The organism is Kitasatospora sp. NPDC048286 (genome assembly GCF_043201735.1).
Classification (GTDB): domain Bacteria; phylum Actinomycetota; class Actinomycetes; order Streptomycetales; family Streptomycetaceae; genus Kitasatospora.
In genome coordinates this window covers 546,328-570,581 of sequence record NZ_JBICZE010000001.1, presented here as the reverse complement: position 1 = coordinate 570,581, position 24,254 = coordinate 546,328, and the positions used below count along the sequence as shown (strand labels likewise).

Annotated in this window: 25 protein-coding genes and 1 tRNA gene; 6 read left to right on the top strand and 20 right to left on the bottom strand. The window is 72.1% G+C overall.

Annotated features, from left to right (window positions below):
• Window positions 1–188 precede the first annotated feature (188 nt).
• The 4 genes from ACGF13_RS02645 to ACGF13_RS02630 all read left to right on the top strand — a co-directional run bounded on the left by ACGF13_RS02645 (window position 189) and on the right by ACGF13_RS02630 (window position 4,098).
• Complete coding sequence (locus ACGF13_RS02645) at window positions 189–1,394, top strand: hypothetical protein (protein WP_392868169.1); 1,206 nt, start codon at window positions 189–191, stop codon at window positions 1,392–1,394.
• A 119-nt stretch (window positions 1,395–1,513) separates the two neighbouring features.
• A complete protein-coding gene (locus ACGF13_RS02640; protein ID WP_392868166.1) occupies window positions 1,514–3,184 on the top strand; it encodes an alpha/beta hydrolase in 1,671 nt (556 codons plus the stop codon).
• A 108-nt stretch (window positions 3,185–3,292) separates the two neighbouring features.
• Complete coding sequence (leuE, locus tag ACGF13_RS02635; protein ID WP_392868163.1) at window positions 3,293–3,943, top strand: leucine efflux protein LeuE; 651 nt, start codon at window positions 3,293–3,295, stop codon at window positions 3,941–3,943.
• An 81-nt stretch (window positions 3,944–4,024) separates the two neighbouring features.
• A tRNA-Thr gene (locus ACGF13_RS02630) sits at window positions 4,025–4,098 on the top strand.
• Between the two features lie 47 nt (window positions 4,099–4,145).
• On the opposite strand, the gene ACGF13_RS02625 is transcribed toward ACGF13_RS02630, so the two are convergent.
• The 13 genes from ACGF13_RS02625 to ACGF13_RS02565 all read right to left on the bottom strand — a co-directional run bounded on the left by ACGF13_RS02625 (window position 4,146) and on the right by ACGF13_RS02565 (window position 14,563).
• A complete protein-coding gene (locus ACGF13_RS02625) occupies window positions 4,146–5,504 on the bottom strand; it encodes a tyrosine-type recombinase/integrase (protein WP_392868769.1) in 1,359 nt (452 codons plus the stop codon).
• A gap of 106 nt (window positions 5,505–5,610) precedes the next feature.
• The gene (locus tag ACGF13_RS02620) at window positions 5,611–5,811 is read right to left on the bottom strand and encodes a helix-turn-helix domain-containing protein (protein ID WP_392868160.1); all 201 of its coding nucleotides are present in this window, start codon (window positions 5,809–5,811) and stop codon (window positions 5,611–5,613) included.
• Window positions 5,812–6,241: 430 nt separating this feature from the next.
• Entirely contained in the window at window positions 6,242–7,717 is a 1,476-nt protein-coding gene (locus ACGF13_RS02615; protein WP_392868157.1) for an ATP-binding protein, read from the bottom strand.
• Between the two features lie 2 nt (window positions 7,718–7,719).
• Window positions 7,720–8,574, bottom strand: coding sequence for a bifunctional DNA primase/polymerase (locus tag ACGF13_RS02610; protein WP_392868154.1), 855 nt, complete (start codon window positions 8,572–8,574; stop codon window positions 7,720–7,722).
• 210 nt (window positions 8,575–8,784) lie between these two features.
• Window positions 8,785–9,063, bottom strand: coding sequence for a hypothetical protein (locus ACGF13_RS02605; RefSeq protein WP_392868151.1), 279 nt, complete (start codon window positions 9,061–9,063; stop codon window positions 8,785–8,787).
• Window positions 9,060–9,269: a hypothetical protein gene (locus tag ACGF13_RS02600; RefSeq protein WP_392868149.1), complete on the bottom strand. Its 210-nt coding sequence runs from the start codon at window positions 9,267–9,269 to the stop codon at window positions 9,060–9,062. The genes ACGF13_RS02605 and ACGF13_RS02600 overlap by 4 nt, the downstream gene beginning before the upstream one ends.
• A 157-nt stretch (window positions 9,270–9,426) precedes the next feature.
• A complete protein-coding gene (gene traB / locus ACGF13_RS02595) occupies window positions 9,427–11,478 on the bottom strand; it encodes a plasmid transfer protein TraB (RefSeq protein WP_392868146.1) in 2,052 nt (683 codons plus the stop codon).
• Between the two features lie 13 nt (window positions 11,479–11,491).
• The gene (gene traA / locus ACGF13_RS02590) at window positions 11,492–12,022 is read right to left on the bottom strand and encodes a plasmid transfer protein TraA (protein ID WP_392868143.1); all 531 of its coding nucleotides are present in this window, start codon (window positions 12,020–12,022) and stop codon (window positions 11,492–11,494) included.
• Window positions 12,023–12,114: 92 nt separating this feature from the next.
• Window positions 12,115–12,561, bottom strand: a complete 447-nt coding sequence (locus ACGF13_RS02585; RefSeq protein WP_392868141.1) for a hypothetical protein — start codon at window positions 12,559–12,561, stop codon at window positions 12,115–12,117.
• Window positions 12,562–12,647: 86 nt separating this feature from the next.
• Window positions 12,648–12,788 carry a hypothetical protein gene (locus ACGF13_RS02580; RefSeq protein ID WP_392868139.1) on the bottom strand — a complete coding sequence of 47 codons (141 nt, stop codon included), beginning with the start codon at window positions 12,786–12,788 and terminating at the stop codon, window positions 12,648–12,650.
• 17 nt (window positions 12,789–12,805) lie between these two features.
• The gene (locus tag ACGF13_RS02575) at window positions 12,806–13,192 is read right to left on the bottom strand and encodes a hypothetical protein (RefSeq protein WP_392868136.1); all 387 of its coding nucleotides are present in this window, start codon (window positions 13,190–13,192) and stop codon (window positions 12,806–12,808) included.
• Window positions 13,189–14,208 (bottom strand): DUF2637 domain-containing protein, encoded by a 1,020-nt coding sequence (locus ACGF13_RS02570; protein ID WP_392868135.1) that lies wholly within the window; start codon window positions 14,206–14,208, stop codon window positions 13,189–13,191. Before ACGF13_RS02570 ends, ACGF13_RS02575 begins: the two co-directional genes overlap by 4 nt.
• An 85-nt stretch (window positions 14,209–14,293) precedes the next feature.
• A complete protein-coding gene (locus ACGF13_RS02565; protein WP_392868132.1) occupies window positions 14,294–14,563 on the bottom strand; it encodes a hypothetical protein in 270 nt (89 codons plus the stop codon).
• Window positions 14,564–15,203: 640 nt separating this feature from the next.
• Here ACGF13_RS02565 and ACGF13_RS02560 point away from each other — a divergent pair.
• Complete coding sequence (locus tag ACGF13_RS02560) at window positions 15,204–16,055, top strand: sigma-70 family RNA polymerase sigma factor (protein ID WP_392868129.1); 852 nt, start codon at window positions 15,204–15,206, stop codon at window positions 16,053–16,055.
• 55 nt (window positions 16,056–16,110) lie between these two features.
• On the top strand, window positions 16,111–16,866 hold the full coding sequence (locus ACGF13_RS02555; RefSeq protein WP_392868127.1) for a hypothetical protein: 756 nt from the start codon (window positions 16,111–16,113) through the stop codon (window positions 16,864–16,866).
• A gap of 175 nt (window positions 16,867–17,041) precedes the next feature.
• Here the strand turns inward: ACGF13_RS02555 and ACGF13_RS02550 are convergent, their stop codons facing one another.
• The 7 genes from ACGF13_RS02550 to ACGF13_RS02520 form a co-directional block, all read right to left on the bottom strand.
• The gene (locus ACGF13_RS02550; protein ID WP_392868125.1) at window positions 17,042–18,619 is read right to left on the bottom strand and encodes a helix-turn-helix domain-containing protein; all 1,578 of its coding nucleotides are present in this window, start codon (window positions 18,617–18,619) and stop codon (window positions 17,042–17,044) included.
• Window positions 18,620–18,994: 375 nt separating this feature from the next.
• Entirely contained in the window at window positions 18,995–19,723 is a 729-nt protein-coding gene (locus ACGF13_RS02545) for a DUF4097 family beta strand repeat-containing protein (protein WP_392868124.1), read from the bottom strand.
• A complete protein-coding gene (sbnB, locus tag ACGF13_RS02540) occupies window positions 19,720–20,784 on the bottom strand; it encodes a 2,3-diaminopropionate biosynthesis protein SbnB (protein WP_392868121.1) in 1,065 nt (354 codons plus the stop codon). Before sbnB ends, ACGF13_RS02545 begins: the two co-directional genes overlap by 4 nt.
• Window positions 20,785–20,816: 32 nt before the next feature.
• Window positions 20,817–21,545: a 3-oxoacyl-ACP reductase FabG gene (gene fabG, locus ACGF13_RS02535; RefSeq protein WP_392868119.1), complete on the bottom strand. Its 729-nt coding sequence runs from the start codon at window positions 21,543–21,545 to the stop codon at window positions 20,817–20,819.
• On the bottom strand, window positions 21,542–22,660 hold the full coding sequence (locus ACGF13_RS02530) for a beta-ketoacyl synthase N-terminal-like domain-containing protein (protein ID WP_392868117.1): 1,119 nt from the start codon (window positions 22,658–22,660) through the stop codon (window positions 21,542–21,544). The genes fabG and ACGF13_RS02530 overlap by 4 nt, the downstream gene beginning before the upstream one ends.
• Window positions 22,660–23,925, bottom strand: coding sequence for a beta-ketoacyl-[acyl-carrier-protein] synthase family protein (locus ACGF13_RS02525; RefSeq protein ID WP_392868115.1), 1,266 nt, complete (start codon window positions 23,923–23,925; stop codon window positions 22,660–22,662). Before ACGF13_RS02525 ends, ACGF13_RS02530 begins: the two co-directional genes overlap by 1 nt.
• Window positions 23,919–24,170 carry an acyl carrier protein gene (locus ACGF13_RS02520; protein WP_392868112.1) on the bottom strand — a complete coding sequence of 84 codons (252 nt, stop codon included), beginning with the start codon at window positions 24,168–24,170 and terminating at the stop codon, window positions 23,919–23,921. The genes ACGF13_RS02525 and ACGF13_RS02520 overlap by 7 nt, the downstream gene beginning before the upstream one ends.
• Between the last annotated feature and the right edge of the window lie 84 nt (window positions 24,171–24,254).

The window sequence follows — 24,254 nt, the reverse complement described above, 5'->3', positions numbered from 1 at the left end:
CGTACGCCTCCCGGAGGCGGTGCGCCGTCCCACCTTCGAGTGAACGAGCGACACTCGCCGGGAACACCGTCGTGTGACCGTCGGCCCGTTGTGCACGCTGGGGGCCGACTGCGCCCGCTGCCGGGGCGGTCGTCTCCCCTACGCGCCGGTTCCGGTTCGGCGCGGCCCCTCCAGAGGCGGTGCGTCCCGTGGTTCGTTCGCTCCTCGTCATCCCCCTGCTGGCCGCCGCCCTCGGCGGAATCTGGCTGGCCAGGGGCGCCCAACTGCGCTGGCGCGACCTACGCGCCGCCCAGACCTACGAACTGGCCGGTGACCGCTGGCCGATGCTGGTGCGGGCGGCCGGGGCGATGGTCTGCGGGGTGTGCGTCACCGCTCTGACGGTGCTCACCGCGCTCGGCGCCTTCGGCGGCCTCGGCCGGAGCACCCAGCAGCCGGACCGGGTGGAGCCGTTCATGGACACCGCGGGCTCCGGCTCCGGCTCCGGTGCGGGTGAAGGTGTGGGTGCGGACGCGGGGTCGGGCGGCGGGTCGGGTGCGGGGGCGGCCGTCCGGCAGCAGCAGGCGGCGCCGCCCGCGGCCGCCGAGCCCGCCGCCGCTGCGGCCGCCGGTGGGGCCGCCCCGGCCCCCGTTGCCGCCAGCCGCTTCGACAGCGTCGGTCACCCCGGCGGCGGCGAGCTGCTCCAGTCCGCCGTGCTCGGCCCGGACGGCCAGCCCCGCAACATCCGGGTCTGGCTCCCGCCGCAGTACGCCAAGGAACCGAACGCCCGCTTCCCGGTCGTCGTGATGCACGCGGCCACGCCCCAGAAGACCGCCGACTCCGAGGTTCCGGACGTCTTCGAGGGCGTCGGTTCGGCCCTCCAGAGCGGCAAGACCCACCCGTTCATCCTGGTCGCCCCCGAGGCGCCGAACGGCACCGCGCACCCCTGCGAGCTGGTCGCCGCCGCCCCGGCCGCCGTCGCCGACGACGCGATGCTGCGCACCACCGTCGCGACCTCCTTCCGCGCCCTGCCGCCCGGCCCGGCCTCCTGGGGCGTCCTCGGCGTCGAGGGCGGCGCGCCCTGCGCGGCCGCCGCCGGACTGTCCCGGCCCGACCTGTACGGCGTGGCCGCGGCGGTCTCCGGCCGCTACGACGCCCTCGCGCTCGCCCAGACCGGCGCCGAGGCCCCGGCCGGCAGCGCGGCCAAGCTGCTGCTGGCCGCCGCCAAGGGCGACTCCGCCGGGCTGGACGCCGCGCGCAAGCTCCAGGCCGCGCTGAAGGCCGGTCCCGGAGCGGCGGCCAAGGCGGAGGTGCGGATCTCGGACAACGTGCAGGACTTCACCCCCGACCGGGAGCGGCTGCGGCTGGTCCGGCAGGCGGCGCAGTTCCTGGCCGAGGCGCTGGCCAAGGCGTCCTGAGGGCGGGTTCGTCGGCGCTACGCTGCCCGGTACCCCGGGGCGGGGTGCCGGGCAGCGGCGTTTCCTCCGGGGGGCTTCCCCGGTTGTTCCAGTGCTGGTCGATGGCGGAGAGGTGGCGGATGAGGACCTTCGAGCGGGCCCGGGTACCGGGACGGGCGCGAGCGCGGGCGCGGGCGCGGGGATCGGCCGCGGTGCTGGTCGTCGCCGGGCTGTTGGCGGGCGGGTGCGGCCCGGACCCGTCCGGGGCGCCGACGGCGTCCGCCTCGGGCTCGGCGGCCCCGGCGGACCGGGCGGCCGTCGCGGGCGCGGCGACCCCGCTGGAGCCGCTGCCCGCCGCCGTCCCGGCCGCGCTCGCGCCGTACTACGCGCAGCGCCCGGTCTGGCAGCCCTGCGACAGCGGGTTCGAGTGCACGACGTTCCGGGTGCCGTTGGACTACGACCGCCCGGGCGAGGGCGACCTCACGCTCGCGGCCGCCCGCGCGGCGGCGGAACCGTCGGGCTCCGCCTCCGCTTCTCCCGCCCCGTCCGCCTCCCCGGGCGGCACTCGGCTCGGCTCCCTGCTGCTCAACCCGGGCGGGCCGGGCGGCTCGGCGATCGAGTACCTGGAGACCGCCGCCCGGACGTACGACCGCGGCGTGCGGGCCCAGTACGACCTGGTCGGCCTCGACCCGCGCGGGGTGGGCCGCAGCAACCCCGTCAGCTGCCTGAGCGGCGACCGGATGGACGCCTACACCGCCGTCGGCCTGACCCCCGGCGACCAGCCCGGGATCGACGCGCTGATCGCGGCCGACCGGGAGTTCGCCGAGGGCTGCCGGAAGCAGGCCGGGGCGGCGCTCGGCCACCTCAGCACCGTGGAGGCCGCCCGCGACATGGACGTGCTGCGCGCCCTGCTCGGCGACGAGAAGCTGAACTACGTCGGCAAGTCCTACGGCACCTTCCTCGGGGCCACCTACGCCGGGCTGTTCCCGAGCCGGGTCGGGCGGCTGGTGCTGGACGGCGCGATGGACCCGGCGCTCGACTCCGTCACCGGCAACCGCACCCAGGCGGGCGGCTTCGAGACCGCCTGGGCCGCCTTCGCCCAGGACTGCGCCAGGCGCGAGGGCTGCCCGCTCGGCCGTACCGAGCAGCAGGTCGGCGAGCGGCTCACCGCCCTGCTCGCGGGCGTCCGCGCCGCCCCGCTGCCCACCACCGGCGGCGGCCGCCCGCTGACCGAGTCCCAGGCGACCACCGGCGTCATCCAGGCCATGTACGCCGACTTCCTCTGGCCCGAGCTGCGCACCGCGCTCGCCGACGCCGAGGCCGGCGACGGCACCGGGCTGCTGAGGCTCTCGGACGACTACTACGGGCGCGAGGCCGACGGCTCGTACCCCAACCTGATGTTCGCCAACACCGCGGTGAACTGCCTCGACCTGCCCGCCCCGTTCGGCGGGCCGGAGGACGTCCAGCGGGCGGTGCCGGAGTTCGAGCGGGTCTCGCCGCACTTCGGGCGCGACATGGCCTGGATGGCGCTGACCTGCGCCTACTGGCCGGTCCGGGCCACCGGCGCGGCGCACACCATCCGGGCCGCCGGCGCCGCCCCGATCGTGGTCATCGGCACCACCCGTGACCCGGCCACCCCGTACGCCTGGGCGCAGTCGCTGGCCGGCCAGCTGGAGTCCGGCCGCCTGCTCACCTTCGACGGGGACGGCCACACCGCGTACGGGCGGCACAGCGCCTGCGTGGACGGCGCGGTGAACCGCTTCCTGCTGGCCGGGGAGGCCCCCGAGCAGGGCAAGCGCTGCGAGCGGTAGGGCGGGCCGGGGGCCGGCCGTCCGACAGGTGGTTGCCACTTCAACCGATCACCGGTACGACGTTACGATGAGCGCCCCCTGCCACCCTCTCCTGCACCGGAGCTCATCGTGCTCGGAGTCAACGACCTGGCGACGTACGTTCTCGGCGCCCTCGTCATCATCCTGCTGCCCGGCCCCAACTCCCTGTACGTCCTGTCCGTCGCGGCCCGCAAGGGCATCCGCACCGGCTACCGGGCCGCGGCCGGCGTCTTCCTCGGCGACCTCACCCTGATCAGCCTCACCTCGCTGGGCGCGGCCTCCCTGCTCAAGGCCAACCCGGCCGTCTTCGCGGTGGTCAAGTTCGGCGGCGCCGCCTACCTGCTCTGGATCGGCTACGGCATGCTCCGCGCCGCCCGCCAGCTCTGGCGCGAACGCCGGGCCGAGGCCGACCCCACCGGCGAAGCGGCCCCCGAGAGCACCGAGAACCCGTTCCGCCGGGCCCTGGTGATCAGCCTCCTCAACCCGAAGGCGATCATCTTCCTGCTCTCGTTCTTCACCCAGTTCGTCGACCCCTCCTACGGCCGGCCCGCCCTCTCCTTCGCCCTCCTCGGCGGCATCATCCAGACCTTCAGCTTCCTCTACCTCTCGCTGCTGATCTTCGCGGGCACCAACCTCGCCGCCGCCTTCCGCCGCCGCAAGCGCCTCTCCGCCACCCTCACCAGCGGCGTCGCCGTCCTCTTCGCCGGCTTCGCCGCCAAGCTCGCCGTCTCCTCCGCCTGACCCCGCCCCGGGAAACCCGGGTACGGATCACCCGCGAACCTGTGTAGACTGGCCCGCGTTGCCGCCACACACGGCAGCGGTGCCGCCTTAGCTCAGTTGGCCAGAGCAACGCACTCGTAATGCGTAGGTCGCGGGTTCGAATCCCGCAGGCGGCTCAGAAGTGGAAGGCCCGGTCAGATGCTCTGACCGGGCCTTTTGTCGTCTACATCATGCGGCGACGACGACGGGCGCGGGCCGCTCGCGTGTTCGTGGTCTCAGTTGTGGTCTCACTTCCGGCCGGTTGGGGCCAGAGCGCGTTGCCCATCCGCCGGGCCGCCTCGCGGGTCGTCGGCGTGGTCGTCTTGACGTAGCGGCGGGTCATGCTGATCTGCGAGTGGCCGAGGATCTCCATGATGGTGAACGGGTCCACGCCCAGCTCGTTGAGGATCGTCCCGGCGGAGTGGCGGCTGCCGTCGTGCTGGCGCCGGTCCTCGATCCCGGCCTCGGTCAGCAGCTCCTTGAACTCCTCCCAGTCGGCGTGAGGGTCGATCGGCTGACCGTCGGGACGGCAGGTCACGAGCCCATAGTCCTGCCACTCCTCGCCGGCCGCGGTCCTCCACTCCTCCTGCTGCTGGCGCTGCTCGCGCAGCAGCGGAATCAACGGCGGCAGCAAAGGGGTCGTGCGACGGCTGCCCCTGGTCTTCGGGCGGGTGAACGCGAGACCGCCGCCATGCCGCTTCGGGCAGGTGCTGGCGTGCCGGTCGCACTTCGGCGGGCACGGCTTCGGGCATCCGCGCGTGTAGCGACGGTGCTTGGTGCACCCGGGCTCGCACGCATCCCGGTGCAGCCGGGCGCCGCACGCGTGGGGGTCGTCGCACCCGTGCCGCCACTTCAGCCGCTGGAGCTGCCAGGACGTGTCCATCTGCCCGGCGTCCTCATCGACGTACTTCCAGCGCAGGCCCAGCGCTTCGCCCTGGCGAAGGCCCTGGCCGACGCCGATCACCCACCGGACCCGGGTCGGGCGCTTCATTGCGGCGACCAGGAAGCGCCGGGCCTCTTCCTGGGTGAACGGGTTCGCGTCCGTCTCCTCCATCGTGGGGGAGTCGATCAAGGTGGCGACGTTGCGGGCGACCTTGCCGCGGCGGTGGGCGATCTTCAGCGCGCGGGAGATGATCCGGTGCACCTTGAGGATGTGCGAGCCGGCCCGGCCCTCGGCGCGGAGCTGCCCGTACAGCTCGTCCAGATGCTCCGGCAGCAGTCGGTCCAGCCGGTGCTTGCCGATGCCGGGGATAATGTGGTTCCGGGTCTTCGACCAGTAGTCGTCCAGGCTGCGCGGCTTCAGCCTCTGGTTCGCGATGGTGGTCAGGTAGGTGGTCATCCACTGCTCGACCGTCGGAGCCCGGCCGGCCGCCGCCACCTGGCCCGCGTCGCGGTCGGCCTCCAACTTCTTGACCTTGCGCCGCACTTCGGGCTCGGTCTTGGCGCTGCGGTGGCGGCGGTCGGGGCTTCCGTCCGCCTTGACGCCCATGGTTACGCGGCCGTGCCAACGGCCGTCCGCGCCCTGGTAGATGGTCGATTCCATGTTGGGCAGGCGGGTCTTGCGCTCGCTCACGTGGTGCTCCTGAAACGGCGAGGGCGCCGGGAAAGATGCTGCCCGGCGCCCTCGATGGGGTGGTTGGTGGTGATGGTCAGACGACATTGGTGGCCTGACGCTCGATGTACGCCTCGACGTCAGCGGGTCGGATGCGGCGAGAGCGACCGATCTTGATGGACGCCAACTCCCTCTCTGCCAAGAGCTGGTAGAGCGTCGAGCGTCCGATGCGGAGCATCTTCGCGGCTTCCTCGGCGGTCAGCAGAACCGGGTGAATTGTGGTGGCGGGCACGGTCACGGTGGTTCCTTCCTGGGCTTCCTGGTGTGCGCGTTTGTCCTAGGTGCGGATTTCTGCGTCACCGCGTCATCAGCGTCACCTGGGCTCCCTAACCTGGGGTTTTGGGTGACGCAGCGGTTGGGGCCTGCGTCACCCGTGCGTCACCGGCTCCGTCACCGCGTGACGCACCGGGTGACGCAGGTGACGCAGGATGACGCAGCGGCCTTCGTCTGCGTCACCGGTTCCTGGGCAGGTCAGGGGCCGTTTTCCGTCCCGCGTGACGCAGGTGACGCAGCGTCTTCCCTCTTAGGACAAAAGAGGGGGTTCTGTAGTGGTTGGTGCGCCTCAGAGCGTGAAGAAGGAGCCGCTGCGCGGCACGACCCTTTGGCGGCTTCGCCGAACAGCAAGAAGAGCACCAGCCCGGGTGCTCTTCTTGCTTGTCCTGGCCGGGTCAGGGCATCTGGAGCTGTTCGTGCGGGACGGCGGGGGCGGGGCGGGCCATTTCGAGGTAGCGGCCCTCTTTCGTGCGGCCCGAGTCGATGAGGACCCGGCGGGCGGCGAGCGTGGGTTGGAGGCGCTTGAGCCGGTCGGAGAGGACTTTCCCGGTGGTCGGCCAGCCCTTGGGCAGCGGGCGCGAGTCGTCGCCGCTGTAGAGGCGGCTGAGGCAGTTCAGCCACTCGGTGGAGGTCATGCGCTGGGCTCCGCCGGGCTCGATGGTGTCGGCGTGCTTGAGGACGGTCTGCGCCAACAAATCGCCTTCGATCACGTCGTCGTTCAGGTCGTCCAGGCTGGCCCGGTAGGCGGCGAGCACGCCGAGGCCGGTCGCGGCGTCGAGCTGCGCGCACAGGTGGGCGAAGTCCGCCATGCGCAGGTCGGTGGGGGTCTCCGCCTCGGCGGCGCGGACCTTGACCGTGAGGTCGAGCAGGGACCCGAGGACGACGGGCAGCACCTCCGCGTACTCGGCCCACAGCTCGGCCTCGGTGCGCCGGATGTGGGGCCGCTCCAGCCGCAGGGGCAGCAGGCGCTCCGCGAGGTCGGGCCGGATGACGCCGACGTCGATGCCGGTCAGGAGCAGGGGCCGGCGGTAGCTGGAGCGGTGCACGTCCCCATCGGTGAAGAGCGCCCTTTTGACGCTCTCGGCGCCGGTCACAATGCAGCACATGGCGTCGGACAGGTCCGGGGTCATGTGGGAGAGGTTGTCCAGGGCGGTGACCCACCCGGCCGCCACCGCCGCGACGAGGTTCTCCTCGTCCTTCGGCGCCCGGCGAAGGTCACCGCTCATGCCCTCGATGATCCTCACCAGCATCCGGCCGCCGGTGGACTTGCCCGCGCCCTGCGGGCCGGTGAGGAACGGGGCGGGGACGGGCACGGACGGCCCGAGACAGCCGATCAGCCAGGCGAGGGCCAGGCACTCGGTCGCCGCGTCGGCGAAGTTCGTCAACCTGAGCAGAAGGTCGATGCCCTTGCCGTCGGTGTCCTTGGCCGGGACCGGAAGCTCGCCGGTGAGCTGGGTGCGCCGCCAGCAGACCTCTTGGGGATCCGGGGTAGCGATGTCCCAGCCGGTGGGGTGGATGCGCACGGACAGGCCGTCGGCGCGGCCCAAGTCGAGCCACGTGGCCCCGTCGAACCCGGGGGCAACCCGGATGTGGACGCCCTGCACGTCCTCGGACAGGGCCAGCGCCTCGATCAAGTCCAGCGCCTCCTTGAGCGCAGACCCGTTGAACACGCCAACCCCGTCCCGGTACAGACCGACCATCAGCTCCTGGCGGTGACTGCCGGTCGTGCCCTGGGAGCGGATCGGCCGGGCCACCGGGTGACCCATTCGCTGCGCGTACACGGTGCCGTCGGCGGTCCGGAAGTATCGGAAGTGCCGGCGGGCGTAATCCGCGATGATCTCGCGCGCGGGGTTCTTCTCGTCGTCGGCCACGGCTACAGCCCCAGCCTGGTCAGGGCGTTGGTCCAGGCGTCGGCGCAGTGCCGGGGCGATTCGCCCTTGGCCTGCGCGGCGGTGAACAGTCGCTCGACGTCCGCCTCAGCCAGGCAGCCGCACCGGCCGTGCGTCGCCAGCACGGCGAGGAACGTCTCGTACACCGTGTTGTGCACCGCGCTGGACGCCTCGGCGATGCGCTGCTCGGCCATGGCGATGCCACGGGCCAGGTACGCCGGGGTGCGGTGGGGGCACGTCCCGCCCCGGGCCGGTGCGGGCACGGCGACGGCCGCCGGCCGGACGACGGCGGGCTTCTTCACGACCAGGGCGCGGACCGCGTCCGGCAGGTCCGCCATGGTGCCGGTGCCGGGGCCGAGCCACCGGGCGTAGGCCATGGTGGACTTGATGTCCACGTCGGGCCGCACCGCGTTGGCGGAGGTCATGGCGCCCCGGTAGAGCCAGTGCTCGCCCCGGGTCGTGGGCACGGTCCGGGTGGCGGGCAGGGTGGCCCGGGCCCACGCGATGGCGGCGGCGTTGTCGAGGTCGACGACGGTCACGCCGGCGCCGCCGGGGTGGTAGGCCACCGCCGCCGCCTCGCGCCACGCCCGCGCCCACGCGGGCGAGTTGATGACAGTGGGGTCGACCGTGGCGGCGGCCCAGCCGTGGCACGGCAGCGGGCAGGTGCAGGGGCCCGGGGTCTTCATGTTCGGCCGGCCGCCGCACGCGTTGCCGATGCAACGCCGGCAGTTGCCGAACGGCACCTTCCCGGCCCGCAGCGGCAGCACGGGCACGCCGGAGGCCGCCAAGGCCAGCGCGGCGAGCAGCTGCTCTCCCCGGATCAGGGTCAGTTGGGTCATGCTGGGGGTTCTCCTCGTCTCGATGGGGCGGGGGAACCGGAGCGGCCGGGTTCCTTGGCCGGGATGTGCCGGCCGCTCCGGGCGAAGTCAGTCCTGGTCGGGGCCGCAGGCGCAGTTGTCGCACTCGCCCGGGGCCCAGTCCCCGATGCCCTCGTTGGCGTACTCGTCGGGGTCGTGGTCGTAGTCGTCGTACACGGGCGGGCCTTCCGGTCAGGCGGCGCGGCGGGCGGCGGGCAGCTGGTGGACGGTGGCGAGCCGGACCGCTGGCGCGGCGGCGGTCGGGGCGGGGGCGCCTTCGCCGCCGTCGGGCGGGGCCGTGTCGGTGGCGGTGGTGCGGGCGGCGCGTTCGGCGGCGGAGGCGGCGAGGGCTCGGCGGACGGTGGCGCTGTCGGCGGCGGCGCCGCGCTGGGAGGCCAGGACGGGGATGCTGAGGAGCGCGCCGGGGCCGATGAGGACGGCGGCGGTGATCAGGTCACTGGTGGTGCTCATCGGGGGCCTCCCGTGCTGGCGGTGTGGGCGAGGACGTCGAGCAGGTCGGTACCGAGGGCGGCGAGGCGGTGTTCGATGGCCTGCCAGGAGTCGGGGTCGATGTGCATGAGGGCGGCGAGGGCGGTGGCGGGCTCGCGGTCGGCGGCGGCCTGGAGGGCCTCGCGCAGGTGGGTCGCGGCGAGCGGGCGGATGGTGTGCGGGGGCATGGGGGCCTCCCTTCCGGGTCTGGAGGGCGGACGGCGCGCGGGGTGTCAGGGGCCGGTGTCAGCGGGTGTCAGCGCCGCTGTCAGGGCCCCTGACACCCGCGTCTGCCTAGGGGAATGGGTGTCAGGGGTGTCAGGGGGTGTCAGGCGTCAGGGGGTGTCAGACCAGCGCCGGGGCGGGCACGATCCGGTAGCGGCCCTTCTGCGCGGAGGGCACCAGGCGGCCCTCCTCGACCAGGCGGCGGAACTCCCCGGAGACCCACGGGCGGGAGCGGCCGAGCGCGGCGGCCTGGTCCATCACGTCCTTCGGGCCGATCACCATCACGCCTTGCGCCTCGAACTGCGCGACGATCGCCTCCATCGCGGCGCGGGCCTCCTCCGGGGTGAAGTCCGGGGCGCTCGACTCGGAGCCGAAGGTGATGCCGGCCAGGGCCTCGGGGACCGGGGGGAGTTCGGCGTGCGGGTCGATGCCCTCGTCCTCGGGGTCGACCCGCCGCTCGGTGTCGGTGTCGTCCTGTTCGCCGCCGTCGCCGTCCGCGTACACGCTGTCCCCGTCCTGGTTGGCGTCGTCCTGGTGGCGGTCGGTGTAGGCCTTGCCGGCGGTGGCGGCGGCGGCCTTCGCGGTGACGGGGTCGACCTTGGCGCCGTGGCGCAGCGCCCACGCGGCGAGCTGTTCCATGACGCGGGCGGCCTGGCCGGTGAAGCGGAAGGTCCGGCCGGGCGAGCTGTAGCGCTGCTCGCCCACGCCGGGGGTGACGAGGTAGCAGTAGCCGGGGCGGCGGTTGGCCCACGCTCCCGGGTGGGCGCCGGCGTCCAGGACCGGGGCGGGCAGGGCCATACCCTCGTCGCGGGCGTCCAGGCCGAACACCAGGGCCGACGGCAGCGAGGCCCGGGTGCTGGTGCTGATCTGGTCGTGGCTGGGCCGCTGGAGGCTGATGACCAGGGCGGCGCCGGCGGCGCGGGCGAGCTGGGCGATCTCGGTGAAGCCCTCGTCTCCCATGAACCGGATGGTTGCCGCGGCTTCCTCGAACCAGCCGACCAGGAACGGCATCCCGGGGCAGCCGCAGGCACCGCGCTTCTGGCACGAGTGCTTGGGGTCGTTCTGCTGCTCGGCGGCGGCGGGCACCCACTGCCGGTAGCCGTGGGCGCCGAGCCAGCGGGTGCGGGCGGGGATGACGGCCTGGAAGGCGCTGACCATGGTCTCGGTCTCCGCGCCGCCCTCGACAGCCCAGTCCAGGCCGGGCCGCAGCGGGCCGAAGTCCTGGAAGCTCTTGGGGTCGGACAGCCAGACGATGACGTCGCGCCGTCCCATGATCTCGGTGAGGACGTTGAGCGCGCCGTCGCCCTTGCCGGAGCCGGTCATGCCGCAGATCAGCAGGTGGGTGCCGTTGCGGCCGATCTCCGGGTCGCCGGGCAGCCACAGCTGCAGCGGGGACCCGTCGTCGTAGCGGCCGATGACCAGCGGGTCGGCGATCGACCCGCCGACACCGGTCGGCATCTCCCACTCGACCACCTCGGCGAGCATGTCCCGGGGCACCACGACCAGGTCCCCGCGCCGGGCGGAGCCGGGGTCGGGCAGGTAGCGGACAGCGGTGGTGGAGACGTCCAGGGCGGAGGCGATGTTCGGCAGCGCCCTGGTCACGTCGTCGTTGGTCATCTCCCCGGCGGGGAGGGTGAGTTCGGCGGTGACCCGGTTCGGCTCGATCTCGGTCTTTCGGATCTTCGCCCCGGCGAGCTTCACCTTCTCCAGCAGCGACGCGTCCGCGTTCTCGGCGGCCTGCACGGCGTCCGGGTTCCGGCGCAGTATCTGCCGCACGTTCCAGGACAGGGCGAGGATGCTGCCGCCGAGCCAGAACGCGCCGAACGTGAAGTCCGTCCAGCCGGCCAGCGCGACGCTGGTGAACCAGCCGGACCCGGCGGCGACGGTCACGGCCGAGTGCAGGCGCCGCTGCGGCGAGGTGGTCCTGCCCGCCCACGCGGTCACGGCGGTGAGGCCGACCGATCCGAGGGTCAGGCCGACCGCGTATCCGGCGGAGTCGTGGGCGGGCACCCACGCCAGCGTGCCGGCCACGCCGGTCGCGGCCACCGTGATCCACGGCGGGGTGTAGGGCTTGGCCCGGTGGGCCAGCCAGGCGGCGACGCCCTTGCCGGTGCTGGCGCCCTCCAGGGTCTCCCGGTGCTGCACCTCCGGGTCGGTGTCCTTCTTCGGCACGGTGGTGCTCCTCTCAGAACTGGAACGGACGGCGCTGCTGGGCGGGGCGGGGGGCCATGACGTCGGCGTACTCGCGCTCGTAGGTGGCCCACGCGGCGGCGGCTTCCCTGGCCGCGTCGGTCAGGGCCTCGGCGGCCTTGGAGAGCTTCTTGGCCACCTCGTTGGCCCGCCGCTTGCGGTGGTACGTGCGGTCGCCCGGCGCGCCGGGGGCCTCGGCGAGGGTGGCCTTGAGGATCTCCGCCCCCACCTCCACCTCGATCGCGGCGTAGGCGCCGAACGCCCTCAGTGCCTCGCAGTAGGAGCGCACGTCGGGGGTGGAGTAGAACGCGGGCTCCGGCAGGGCCAGCGGCGAGGTACGGGCCGCACCGGTGCCGGGGTTCGCGGCGGCGCCCATCTGCGGGGCACCGAAACCACCGGCGCCGCCGGAGGTCTTGTTGACGTTGATGTTGAGCCCGGGGGCGAACGTCGCCCCCGAGCCGAAGCCGTTCCGGGTGCGGCCGTTGCTGTTCCCGTCGCTGTTCGGCGACGTGGTGTTCACGGTCATCGCGGGCCTCCTGGTGGGCCGGGGCTGTCCCGACTCCCCACCCCCGCACGACCCCGAAGGGCCGGGCGAGGACGGGCAATCGTCAGCGCCGGTCAGGCGGAGGCGATGATGGCGGCGACGGTCTCGGCGGCGTGGTGCCACGCCTGGTCCAAGGTGTAGGCACCGTTCATGCCGTGGTCCGTCAGCCGCACGAACGCGCCCTTTCCGGTGGCGTCGGCCAGGCGGCGCAGGGGCTCGCGCCGGTCGGCGATGTAGTGCGTGACAGCGCTGAGCGCGAGGGCGGCGGCGACGGGGCCGGGCCGCAGGCGGACACCGAGCAGGCGCGACCCGGCGAGCAGGGCGGCGGCCTGGGTGGCGGTGTAGGTGGCGACGTGGGCGGCGCAGGCGCGGCGGCCGGCCGCGCTGGACTGCCCGTTGTGGTCGTGGTGGCCCTTGGTGGTGGCCTGGTGGTCGGTCTGGATCCAGTGGTCCGCCACGTCACCGGCGGCCCGGAACAGGACGGCGGCGACGGCGAAGCGGGCAGCGCGAACGCTGGTCACGGCATGACTCCTAGCTGAGCGATCGGAGCAGGCAGGGGACCGTACGGCGCCTCCGCACGAAGTGGGGGCGCCGTACGTGGTGAGGGTCAGATCTCGTCGCAGCGGAGCTGGTAGCAGTCGTCGCAGAGGGGGATGATCCGCTCCCGGTCGTTGATCTCCAGGTCGAACGGGTCCACGCGGCGCTTCACGTCCGGCTTGACCTCGTCGCAGTAGTCACAGCGGTTCATGTCGCGTGTCCTTCCGGTCAGTTGGCGAGGATCGCGGTCAGGGCGGCGGAGGCCTCGGTGGTGGCGGGCTCGGGCCGGTAGTAGTAGCCGATCAGCTTCACCGGGACGCCGCCGTGGGTGATGGTGGCGGTGAGCCAGGCGAGCGTGCCGGACACGGCGGTGTCGTGGTTGATAGCGCCCGGGTCGATGCCGAGGGCCTGGCGCCACTGCTCGAAGTGGTCGAGACCGTTGTGCAGGGCGATCTCCAGTCCCCACAGGAAGTCGTGCGTGTCGGGCACCCGCAGGAACTGGAGCTGGGCGGTCGCGGTGGGCAGCGCCGAGTGGGCGCTCAGGAGGGACAGCAGCACGCCGGCCGCGTTGATCTGGTCAGCGGCGGTGGGGCGGGTGTCGGTGTCGGTGGTCACGATGCCTGCTCCTCGGTGTTCGGTGTGGCGGTCTCTTCGGTGCCGGCCGGGACGGCGTGCAGGGCGGGGCGCTCCGTGCCGGCCGTGCCGACCTCCCGGTAGCGGGCGGCGACCCATCCGGTCGACCAGCCGGTCAGTTCGACCGCACGGCGCTGCGGGATACCGAGCGTCACGGCGGTCTGGACGGTCAGCCGGGCCTCGTCCTCGGGCAGGCGCTCGGTCGTCGCGGGTGCGGAGAGGAGTTCCTGCCGAAGCCGCTCGGCCTCCTGCTCGGCGGTCTGCTCACGCTCGCGCTCACGGCGCTCACGCTCGCTCATTTCGCGCTCACGACGCTGACGCTCGACCCGCTCGGCATCCTCACGGCGCCGCCGTTCGTCGCGCTCGGCGGCCTCTCGGCGGACCTGTTCCTCGCGCGCCTCGCGGGCCATCCTCTGCTCGTGCTCACGCTGCTGACCGGCCATCCGCTCGTCGTGCTCACGGCGCTCACGCTCGGCCCGCTGGGCCCGCTCGTACTCGGCCAACCGGTCCTCGCGCTCCCGCAGGCGGCGCTCGTCGGCGCAGCGCTCGCGCTCGGCCCGCTCATCGCGCTCACGGGCTTCACGGGAGGCCAGCGCGGCGGCGATCGCCCGCCGGTAGGCCAGCGAGGTCTCCGCCGTGACGATCAGCAGCAACGGCGCCACCGCGTGGACCGCCACCCCGACCGCATCCCGGTCCAGGGCGGACAGACCCACGTTGAGCAGCACCGTCATCACGCCGGTCATCCAGCGCAGCACGACCGGCCACCGGCCTCCGTCGCCGTTCAGGCGGGCGAGCGTGCTGTCCATGCGGACCACGATCACCACCGCCGCATCCACGACCAGCGGCAGGATCGGGGCCGTCCACTCCCAGCCCTTCGGGCTGTGGTGAGACATCAGCGGAGTCACCGTGAGCATGCTGTAGAGGACCGCGCCGAGCGTGATCGTCCACGTCCCCACGGCCAACGCCTTCTCAGCGGACCGGATCTGATCCTGGTTCATCGGCACCTTCACCGCGACCACCGCCGGGTGCGCGGCGAGCGCATCGTGAGCGAGCGGTGAGCGGCCGTGAGCGCGAGGCTCGTCGTCACGCCGCCACCCGCCCGGTGGCCGTGTCGCGGCGGATCACGGCCGGGCGCCGCAGCGGCACCGGAGCCATGCTCAGCAGCCGCTCGGCGTAGGCGGCGAGCTCCGGGTCCTCCCGGCGCAGGTCCGCCACGATGTCGTCCGCGGCGTCCATCCGGGCGGCGCGGTCGGCCGCGCTCTCACCGGGCACGCCGGTGAACAGCCGGGTGAACTCCGAGTCCGTGACGAGGCCGAGCGCCAGTTCGGCGAACTCGTCCTCGTTCAAGGCCATCTGGCCTGCAACAATCGACCTCACGGGTCTACCTCTTCTCTCAATCGGGGTGGGCTCGAGGGCCGCCGCGCGATCCTTGGCCGGGAGCGCGGCGGCCCGACTTATGCGGGCCCAGCTACTCGTCACGTCACGAGAAGCCATGGGCTCCGACCCGCGCCCGCAGTCATGGATGCGGGGCGGATCGGGGCCCAAAGACACTCGGAACGCTGGGCTTCACCGAGCCGTCGTTGCCACGCCGGCCGGTCCCGAGCCCGTGATCGGGCGCGCCATGGTCACTGCTCTGGCGCCAGCAGGGCGACGCGCACCGGGTGGCACCCCGCGAACGAGGTGTTCTCCAGAGCCGGTGCGACAGGAAGTGGTCGCCGAAGGGCGGACATCTCCCGGTCCGCAGCGGGGACGAGGGAAGACCCCTCGTCGCGATAGTCACTCTGTGGAGTTCTTAAGGATCAAGCGCTGCCTTCGGGGGGATGTCACCCCACCCCTCCGGGCTTGTTTGTGCAGGTCAGAGAAGCGAGAAGCTCCCCGCCAAATTGCTTAGGGGGGCTTTCGTGCTTGCCTGATACCCAAGGTAGGCAGTGGCCGTCTGGGCGTCAAGTCCCCCTCGCGGTATCCTTGCTTCGCCCCCCTAAGCAGCGAAGGGATGACCATGCACGAGGAACTGGAACGGGTGGCCAACGTCGCCGTCCCGATCGAGCGGGCCAAAGCGGCAATCTCGCTGATGGCCGACTATCAGAACCGGGTGGTCGAGCTGTCCCGTGTCCGCCGCGAGGCCATCGAAGAGGCGTCGGCGTCGGGCATGTCGCAGACGGAGATCGCAGCCCTGCTCGGTGTCAGCCGTGGGCGTGTCGGTCAGCTCGCGTCCGCCGGTCCCGCCCCGGAGCGCGCGTTTTTCGGCCTGGGCCCGATGGCTGTGGCGCTCGGCGGCAAGTACGAAGCCGGGAAGTCGCAGGACGAGAACCCCAGCGAGGTCGTGACCAGGGAAGACCTCAGCAACTACGAGCACCTGCGCAAGCTGTTCGCCAGCCTGAAGCTCGACTCCGATTCAGAGGTGATCCCGCCGTCCGGCATCGTGAACCTGAACCGCGACCACCTGGTGGTCATCTGCGGGCCACGGCTGTCGCCGATCGTGGCGCAGGTGCTCGAAGGGGACGACAACCTGCGGTTCCGCAAGGATCGCGCCTGGCATCTCGTGGACCTGCGTACCGAGGCAGAGTACCGCTCGCCGCTCGACGAGGACGGAACGGCCGGCGACGTCGGCTACCTCGCCCGGTTGCCCCGACTCGACGGCAAGGGCACGTTCCTGTACATCGCAGGTATTCACGCGATCGGCGCGAATGGCGTCGTCCACTACCTGGAGAACCACCTTGGTGAGCTGTACCGCGAGGTGAGAATGAAGCGCTTCTCCACGCTCATCTCGTGCCGCTACGACCCGAAGACCCTTGAGGTTCTGGAGAGCAGCAGGGTTACCCCGATCTACCGACACGAGGCCTGACATGCGCGTCTCTCTTGCTACCGCGCCCGGCGGTCTGGGGCCTAACGAGGACTGGGTGGGTGCCACCCCGTCGCTGGCCATCGTCCTGGACGGGCTCAGCACGGTCGGACTCGACACCGGCTGCAAGCACGGCGTCCCCTGGTACGTCGCCCAACTTGGCGGCCACCTGATGGCCGCGCTGGCCGACGCCGAGCGTCCGCTGGTTGATGGGCTTGCCCAAGCCCTGGAGCACGTGGCGGCGCTGCACCCCACCTGCGATCTGGCTAGCCCGGGGACGCCGTCGGCGACAGTCTCGATCCTCCGGGCTGGTGGCGAGCAACTCGACTACCTGGTGCTGGCCGACTCGCCGATCGTCTTCGAGCGGAACGGCGAGTACCTGGTGAAGACGGATCTGCGGGTGAACACCGTCGTGCCGGAACTCCGGGCCGAGACTGAGCGCTTCGCCACCGGAACGCCGGAGCACACGGAGAGTGTGCGCCGCATGGTCGCGGCACAAAGGCTCACGCGCAACACGGCGGATGGCTACTGGGTAGCAGCGTCCAACGGCGAGGCGGCCGACCATGCCTTCACGGGGGCGGTGCCGACTGCTGGCGTCAGCGCGGTCGCGGTCATGTCGGATGGCGCCTCCAGGCTGGTGACCGACTATGGCATGGCTTCCTGGCCAGAGGTCTTCGCGACATTGAGGGCGGCCGGCGCCGATGGGCTGATCTCCGCTGTGCGTGATGTCGAGGCCACGGACCCGGACGGCGTTCGCTGGCCGCGCTACAAGAGAGGCGATGATGCGGCAGTCGCGTTCTGCCGGATCCCGTGAGTGTTGACCGGCCGTGGGCGATGACCTGTCATCGGCAGCGTTGATACGGTGTTGGCCCTGGTCAGAAGCGGTGCGGACGCTGCGACGGAATTGTTCTTGAAAACTGTCGTGGCGTGCAGGGCGGGTATCGGCAAGCTCCCGATACCCGCCCTTCGACTGGGGACGCGGGTGCAAGTCAGTTGAATGACGGCGGCACGCCAAGGAAGGTGCCGCCGTCCTGATACGCGACACCGATGCCGTGCTCACCGAGCAGGTCCTGCATGTCCTCGTCTGGCAGGGCAGGCAGCAGCACCACGCGTCGGGGCACCTCGGGGTGATCGTCGGTCTTGACGTACCGCCCGTAGTCGAGGAGTTGGCCGAGCGCCATTCGCACGGCCTCTCGACGGTTGGTGCCCTTGAGCTCGTACAGCACGTGGTCGGTCATGTCGTAGAGGTCGGTCAGCAGCCTCGTGGTCTTGCCCTTGACCCGGATTTCGAAGCGACAGACCTCGTGACCCTTGGCCTTCAGGTACGCCTCGAACGCGTCGCTGAGGACAGCCTCACGCCGCTCGGCTTCCGTCTCCGGGGCGGCGGAACGGAAGCCCTTCTTGTTCTTGTTCCGCTCTGGCTCCACTACCTTTGCCGCGGTGGTGTCGGCCGGCACCGGCTTGGCGATGGTCTTCGGCGCGGGCTTGATCTTGTCCGCCTCCGCGACGTCGACCTGACCAGCCTCCCGCAGCCGGAACACGATCACCCGCCGCTCGGCGTTGTTCTCGTCACGGGCGATTCGGACGATGTAAGGCTTGTCCTCATCAAGCTTGAATGGGCCGACGTAGCGGTGCAGTTTGGCTTCGCTGTTCGGGTCGTCTCCGGCCGCAATGAACAGGCGCAACGTGCGGCCCATCTCCGCGTGCCGAAGAACGGCCGAGTTGCCCTTCCCATAGAGGCCGCCGAACGTCTGGTCACCGCGCCGGCCGGCGCCGGTGTACTCGAAGACGCGGCCGAGTTCGTCCTCCTCTGCAAGCCAGCCGTCCTTGTAGCCGTACAGGGCGCCGGCGCTCTCATCGGAGAACAGCAGGACGTTGCGTTCCTCATCCGCGGGGCAGATGCCGCCCTGGGGGCTGCCACCGAAGACTGGCTTGATTTCAGCGCGGGTGCGGATGTCACCGGGCCGAATCTCGTTCGGGGTGGTCGCTGCGTCTCGCTTGGGCTGAGGCGACTGGTTCGCTGGGCGTTCCCGAAGGGCGCCCAGAACTGCGGTAGCTTCCTGAGGGGAGTCCACTGGAACGTCCACGGGCGCTGTGCCGGACCCCAGCACCTCTGCCAACTGGCTCATGGTCGCGGGTTGAGGACGAGCCCGACCAACGACCCACGCAGTTACGGCAGCACGAGTAACCCCCAACTCGTGGGCCAACTCTGACTGTGACATGCCCTTGTTGCGTATCTGCCTTGCGAGCCACGCTCCGAACTCTTCGTCCGCTGGGACTCTGCTCACCACTGTGAACCCGAGCGCACGCAGAGCATCGTTGGTGTGCGCCTCGCCCCCGCTGAACTCGGCTCGCGGGGGTGCGCCGGCGTCCGGGTACTGGAAGCCGTAGGCGGCGCCTGCGATGGCCTTCGCACCGTAGAGCCGGCCGTCGTACTGGACGAAGTACTGATCGGCCGTGCCGTACTTGTATCGGGCGAGAAATGCACTCTGGCCGAGCTCGTCATGCTCGGCCATCGCCTTCAAGACTGCCGAAGCATCGGTCAGCGCTCGGATGTTGATCGACAACGCCCCTCCTTGACTCCGACAGGAGCCTAGACGGCAGCGCTGACAGTTCGGACGGCGGCATCCGGCAGTGCAGTTGGAGCGGGGTGGCCTGCCGAACCCTCGGGTCTCAGTTCTGGTCTCAGTCCACCGTCTCCGTGACGGTCCGGGACAGTCCCGTGCGGTCCCCTGACCAGCAGTGCGGACGAGCACGGACGGTCGCGGACAGTGATTGAGCAAACTCGTAATGCGTAGGTCGCGGGTTCGAATCCCGCAGGCGGCTCCATGGTGAAACCCCAGGTCAGATCTTTGACCTGGGGTTTTCTCGTTCCGAGGGCCGGGAGTCGTGGGCCGGGGCGGGCCCGGGCCCGCGGGCTGGGCGGGCGGGGCCGCTGGGTGTCAGGGGGTGGCGAGGACGGAGACGTTGCCGACGTCGGAGTGCAGGTTCAGTCGGCTGGCCGCGGACGGGTCGTTGGTGACCCGTACGGTGCGGTCGCCGACGTCCGTCGAGGCTTCCACGGCGTAGTGGCCGTTCGGGACGCGGAGGGTGACGTCGCCCGCGGAGCTGGTGGCCTTCACGTTGCCCGGTGCCGCGGCGAAGGTCAGCTTGATGTCGCCGCCGTCGGTGCTCGCCGTCAGCGCGCCCGACACGCCGTCGGCCTTGATGTCGCCCGCCTCGCTGTGGAGTTCGCCGCCGCCGGTCGTTCCCGTCAGGGTGACGTCGCCGGCCGAGCCGCGGAGGTTGACCTTGGCCCCCTTGGGCACCTCGACGGTGTAGTCCACCGAGCAGGTCGCGTTCGCGCCCAGGACGGAGCCGCAGCCACCGGCCGACAGGGTGAGGGTGCCGCCGTTCTGGGTGCGGGTGGTGGTCGGCTTCGTCGACCGGTAGCGCACCGTCTCGGTGACCTTGGTGGTGCTGCCGCCGGCGGGACGGGTGACGATGTTCCCGTGGTTGGTGGTCACCACCAGTTCGGTGACCTGCTCGGTGAACTCGAACTCCGCCACGTGGGCGGGTCCGTCGCCGACGCCGGTCACGTCGCCGGCGTCGCAGCCGGCCGGCCCGACGACGGCGATGACCGCGACGGCGGAGGCGACGGCGGTGCGCCGGACGCGCCGCGGCAGGGTCACTGTCGGCCTTCCGTGGGCGCCGGATCCGCGAGTGTCCGGCCGTAGCGGTCGGTGTCGTGGAAGAAGTCGGGGACGGTCCGGAGTTCTCCGGCGGCGTCGACCGCGTCGTAGACGTGCTTGGCGACCACCAGGTCGAGCACGCCGAGGCCGAACGGGGAGAACACCACGGGCCGGTCCGCGGGCGGCGCGATCCGCCCGGCGAGCACGTCGTCGAGTGTTCCCGCGATGAACTCGCGGTTGCCGACGGCCTGTTCGGTCAGGTGCGGGGAGGTGCCGGCCTTGAGGCAGTGCTCGACGTCGTCCACCGCGTTCCAGGCCGAGAGGATCACCTCGGTCGACAGGTCGCGCAGCGACAGGTGCAGTACCAGCGGAGCGTGGTCGAACCAGGCCGGGTCGTGGACGTGCGGCTCGCCCGCGACGGTGGCGAAGACCACCAGGTCGCTGGACCGGATCAGGTCCTCGGCCGTGTCGTGCACGGTGACGTCCGAGGGCTGCGCCCCGCGCAGGTGGTCGGAGAGGCCCGCGGCGTGCTCGGCGGACAGGTCGTGCACGCCGATCTCGTCGAAGTTGAACCCGGCCGCCGCGAGGTAGGTGTGCACGTAGCGGGCGATGAGCCCGGCCCCGACGAAGCCGAGGCGGCGCGGCTTGGTGCCGCGTGCCTCGCCGAGGGCGCGGGCGGCCAGGGCGGCCGACGCGGCGGTCCTGGCCGCGCTGATGATCGAACTCTCCAGCAGGGCGAACGGGTAACCGGTCTCGGCGTCGTTCAGCACCAGCACCGCGGAGGCGCGCGGGATGCCGGCGGCCACGTTCTCCGGGAAACTGGAGATCCACTTCATGCCGTGCACGCCCACCTCCCCGCCCACCGAGGCGGGCAGGGCGATGATCCGGGACGAGGGCCGGTCGGGGAAGCGCAGGAAGTAGGAGTCGGGGTTGACGGTCTCACCGGCGCCGTGCAGCCGGTACGCCTTCTCGACCGCCGTGATGACGGCCTGCTCCTGGCCGGCCGTGGCGTGGTGCACTTGGGCGCCGGAGATCACGGCGAAACTGGGAATCCGGGACATGGTCACTTCTCCACGGGCTAGGGGTGGGTGGGTCAGAGGGTGAGGCCGCCGTGCACCTCGAACACCGATCCGGTCACGTAGGCCGCACGGTCGGAGGCGAGGAAGCCGACCAGTTCGGCGACCTCCTCGGGACGGCCCAGCCGACGTAGCGGCACGTTCTGCAGGATCCGCCCGATCGCGGCCTCGGAGGCACCGCCCACCATGTCGGTGTCGATCAGGCCCGGCGCGACGGCGTTGGCCCGTACGCCGCGCGGACCGAGTTCCTTCGCCAGGCTCTTGGTGAAGGCGATGATCCCGGCCTTGGAGGCGGCGTAGTTGGCCTGCCCCGCGTTGCCGGAGATCCCGGAGACCGAGGAGAGGTTGACCACGCACCCGCGGCCGCGCTTGGCCATGCCGGGCACCGCCGCCCGGCACAGGTGGTAGACCCCGTCCAGGTTGACGTTCAGCACCTGCCGCCAGTCCTCGTCGCCCATCAGCACCAGCGGACGGTCCCGGGTGATGCCGGCCGACGCCACCACGGTGTCCACCGGCCCCAGTTCGCGCTCCGCCTCGCGCACCCAGGCCCGTACGGCGGCACCGTCCGAGGTGTCGCAGCGGGCCGCGACGACCCGGGTGCCCAGCTCCGCCGTCTCCTTCAGCAGCGACTCGGCGGCGGCCTCGTCGGAGCGGTAGCAGAAGGCCACGTCGTGGCCGTCCCGGGCGAGCCGCAGCACGACCGCCCGTCCGATGCCCCGCGAACCTCCGGTCACCAGCGCGGTCATGACGTCACCTCGAGGAGTCGCAGTACGGCGACGGCGACGGCGCCGTCCCGGTCCACCGCCGAGACCAGCGCCACGCGGCCGGCGGCCGTCGGGTCGGCCCCGGCGATCACGAGCAGCGCCGCGATCTGCAGCGTCGCGGACGCGGCGCCGGTGTCGCCGAGCAGTGCCATCGACGGGATCCGGTCCAGTGCCTCCGGCGGCACCAGCCCGGCCAGCGCGGCGTGCTCGGCCGCGCCCTCCGGGGTCGGCGCGGCCGTGGGGACGGCGGCCCACACCTCCTCCGGGGCGACGCCCGCCCGGTCGAGGGCGCGGCGCGCGCAGGAGGCGACGGCCGCCTGCGGGTCGTCGTCCACGTCGATGCCGGTGGAGACGTCCAACACCACGGCGAGCGGCGGCAGTTGGCCGGTTCGGGCCGGTTCCAGCAGCAGCAGCCCACAGCCCTCGCCGAGCAGCGGGGCGGGCTCCCCGGGGGTGCCGGCGGCCTGCTCCAGCCAGGCCTGGGTGGGGGCGAACTCCTCCGCGGAACCGACCAGGCAGTTGTCGGCGCGGCCCTGGTCGAGCAGGCGGCGCGCGTAGTTGAGGGCGAGCAGGCCGCTCACCCGGCCGCCGCCGACCGTGGCGTTGGGGCCGCGCAGGTCGTGCCGGATCGCGGCGGCCCCGGCGGAGTGGTTCATCACGCAGCCCGGGATCAGGCCGACGTCGACGTAGAAGGGCCGCGCGTTGGTCAGCGAGCCCCGGATGACCGCGGCCATGGTCTCCTTGCCGCCCATGGTGGTCCCCATGACCAGGCCGGTGCGTTCGTCGGTGCGCGGTACGGGCCCGCCGTCCGGGTCGGCCAGCAGCTGGTCCGTGGCGAGCAGGGCCATGACGGCCAGCCGGTCGAGGGTGTAGCTGTAGTCCTGGCCGAGCAGACCGGGACGGTCGAGGTCGGGTACCAGGCAGGCGTCGGGGCGGGGCAGTCGCGGGCCGTCGGGCTCGGTGCGGGCCGCGGCCAGGCCCGAGCGCACCCCGTCGGCGAAGTCCCGCCGGGAGAGGCCGTGCGCCGAGACCGCCGACCAGCCGGTGATGACGAGACCGTCGGCCGGCACGGGGACTGCTTCCGCGGGCGCGGACATCAGACACGCTCCTTGAGGGAACCGAGGATCAGGACGGCGTTGTTGCCGCCGAAGGCGCTGGAGTTGTTCTGGACGATCCGCACGTCAGCCGTGACCGCGTGGTTGGGGACGCAGTCCACCGGGCACTGCGGGTCGGTCTCCTGGTGGTTGATCGTCGGCGGGATGAACCCGTTGTGGATCGACAGCGCGCAGGCGGCGGCGGCCAGGGCGCTGGCCGCGCCCATCGAGTGGCCCAGCATCGACTTCAACCCGATGGTGCGGGGCGGGTGTTCGCCGTAGACGTCGACGATGGCGCCGGCCTCGGCGGCGTCGTTGGCGCGGGTGCCGGTGGCGTGCGCCGAGATGTAGTCCACCTGGTCCTTCTTGACTCCCGCGTCGGCCAGGGCGAGTTCCATGGCCCGGGCGACGCCGTCCCGGCTGGGCGCGGTGGGGTGCTGCGCGTCGCAGGAGAGCCCGTAGCCCAGGACCTCGGCGTAGATGCGGGCACCGCGGGCGAGGGCGGACTCCAGGGACTCCAGCACCAGGACGCCGCCGCCCTCGCCGGTGAGGATGCCCTTGCGGTGCACGTCGAACGGCCGCACCACGTCGGGGGTGATGGCGCCGAGCCGCTGGAAGGTGGCGAAGGTCTTGCGGCACACGGCGTCGGCGCCGCCGCACAGCGCGATGTCGGCCTCACCGGAGCGGATGACGTCCAGGCCGTAGCCGATGGAGTAGTTGCCGGCCGCGCAGGCCGTGGTGAGGGTGACCGCCTCCGCGTCGCGCAGCCGCAGTTCGCGGGCGACCGCGGTGGACAGCCGGCCCGAGCCCAGGCGCCGGGCCAGCACCGGGTCCAACGCGTCGGGGCCGCCGTCCCCCAGCTCCTGTTCGACCAGGGTGCCGAGGTCGTGGGACTCGCCGTCGGTCGTGCCGATGCTGATCAGCACGTGCCGGGCCGCGAGCTCCTCGTCCGTCAGCCCGGCGTTCTCGACGGCCTGACGGGCCGCGGCGACGGCGAAGTGCCCGGCGCGACCGGTGTAGTCGAGCGGGATGTTGCGGATCCAGCGGGCCGGCTCGAAGTCCTCGACCTCGGCGGCGTTCTTCCGCAGGAATCCGGTGGTGTCGATCCGGGTGAGCGGGCGGGCTCCGGAACGGCCCTCCCGCAGTGCCACGGCGTACTCGTCGGCACCCGTGCCTATGCTGCTGATGACGCCGATGCCGGTGACAACGACGGTGCGGCGGCTGCGGGCCGCCGGCCGGGAAGCAGTGGACAAGGGACTCCCTACCATCCCGCCGCGCGCGCGGTGACCCGGTGGATCGCCTCGACGTTGACCATCTCGGGCAGTTCCTCCATGTCGATGACGATGGTGAACTCCATCTCGATCGCGCTGAGGACGTCGATGAGCTTCAGCGAGTCCACGCCCAACTCGTCGACCAGGTGCGTCGAGTCGCCGAGGGCGGAGAACTCGACGCCGATCTGCTTCGCGACGATCTCCTTGATCCGGGTGTAGTGCTCAGGGGTGACGGTGGACATGGTTCTCCTTTGAGCTCGACGCTTCAGGCCCCGGTGGTTCCGGACGCCAACCTAGGAGGCTCCGATGATTGGCAACTGACATCC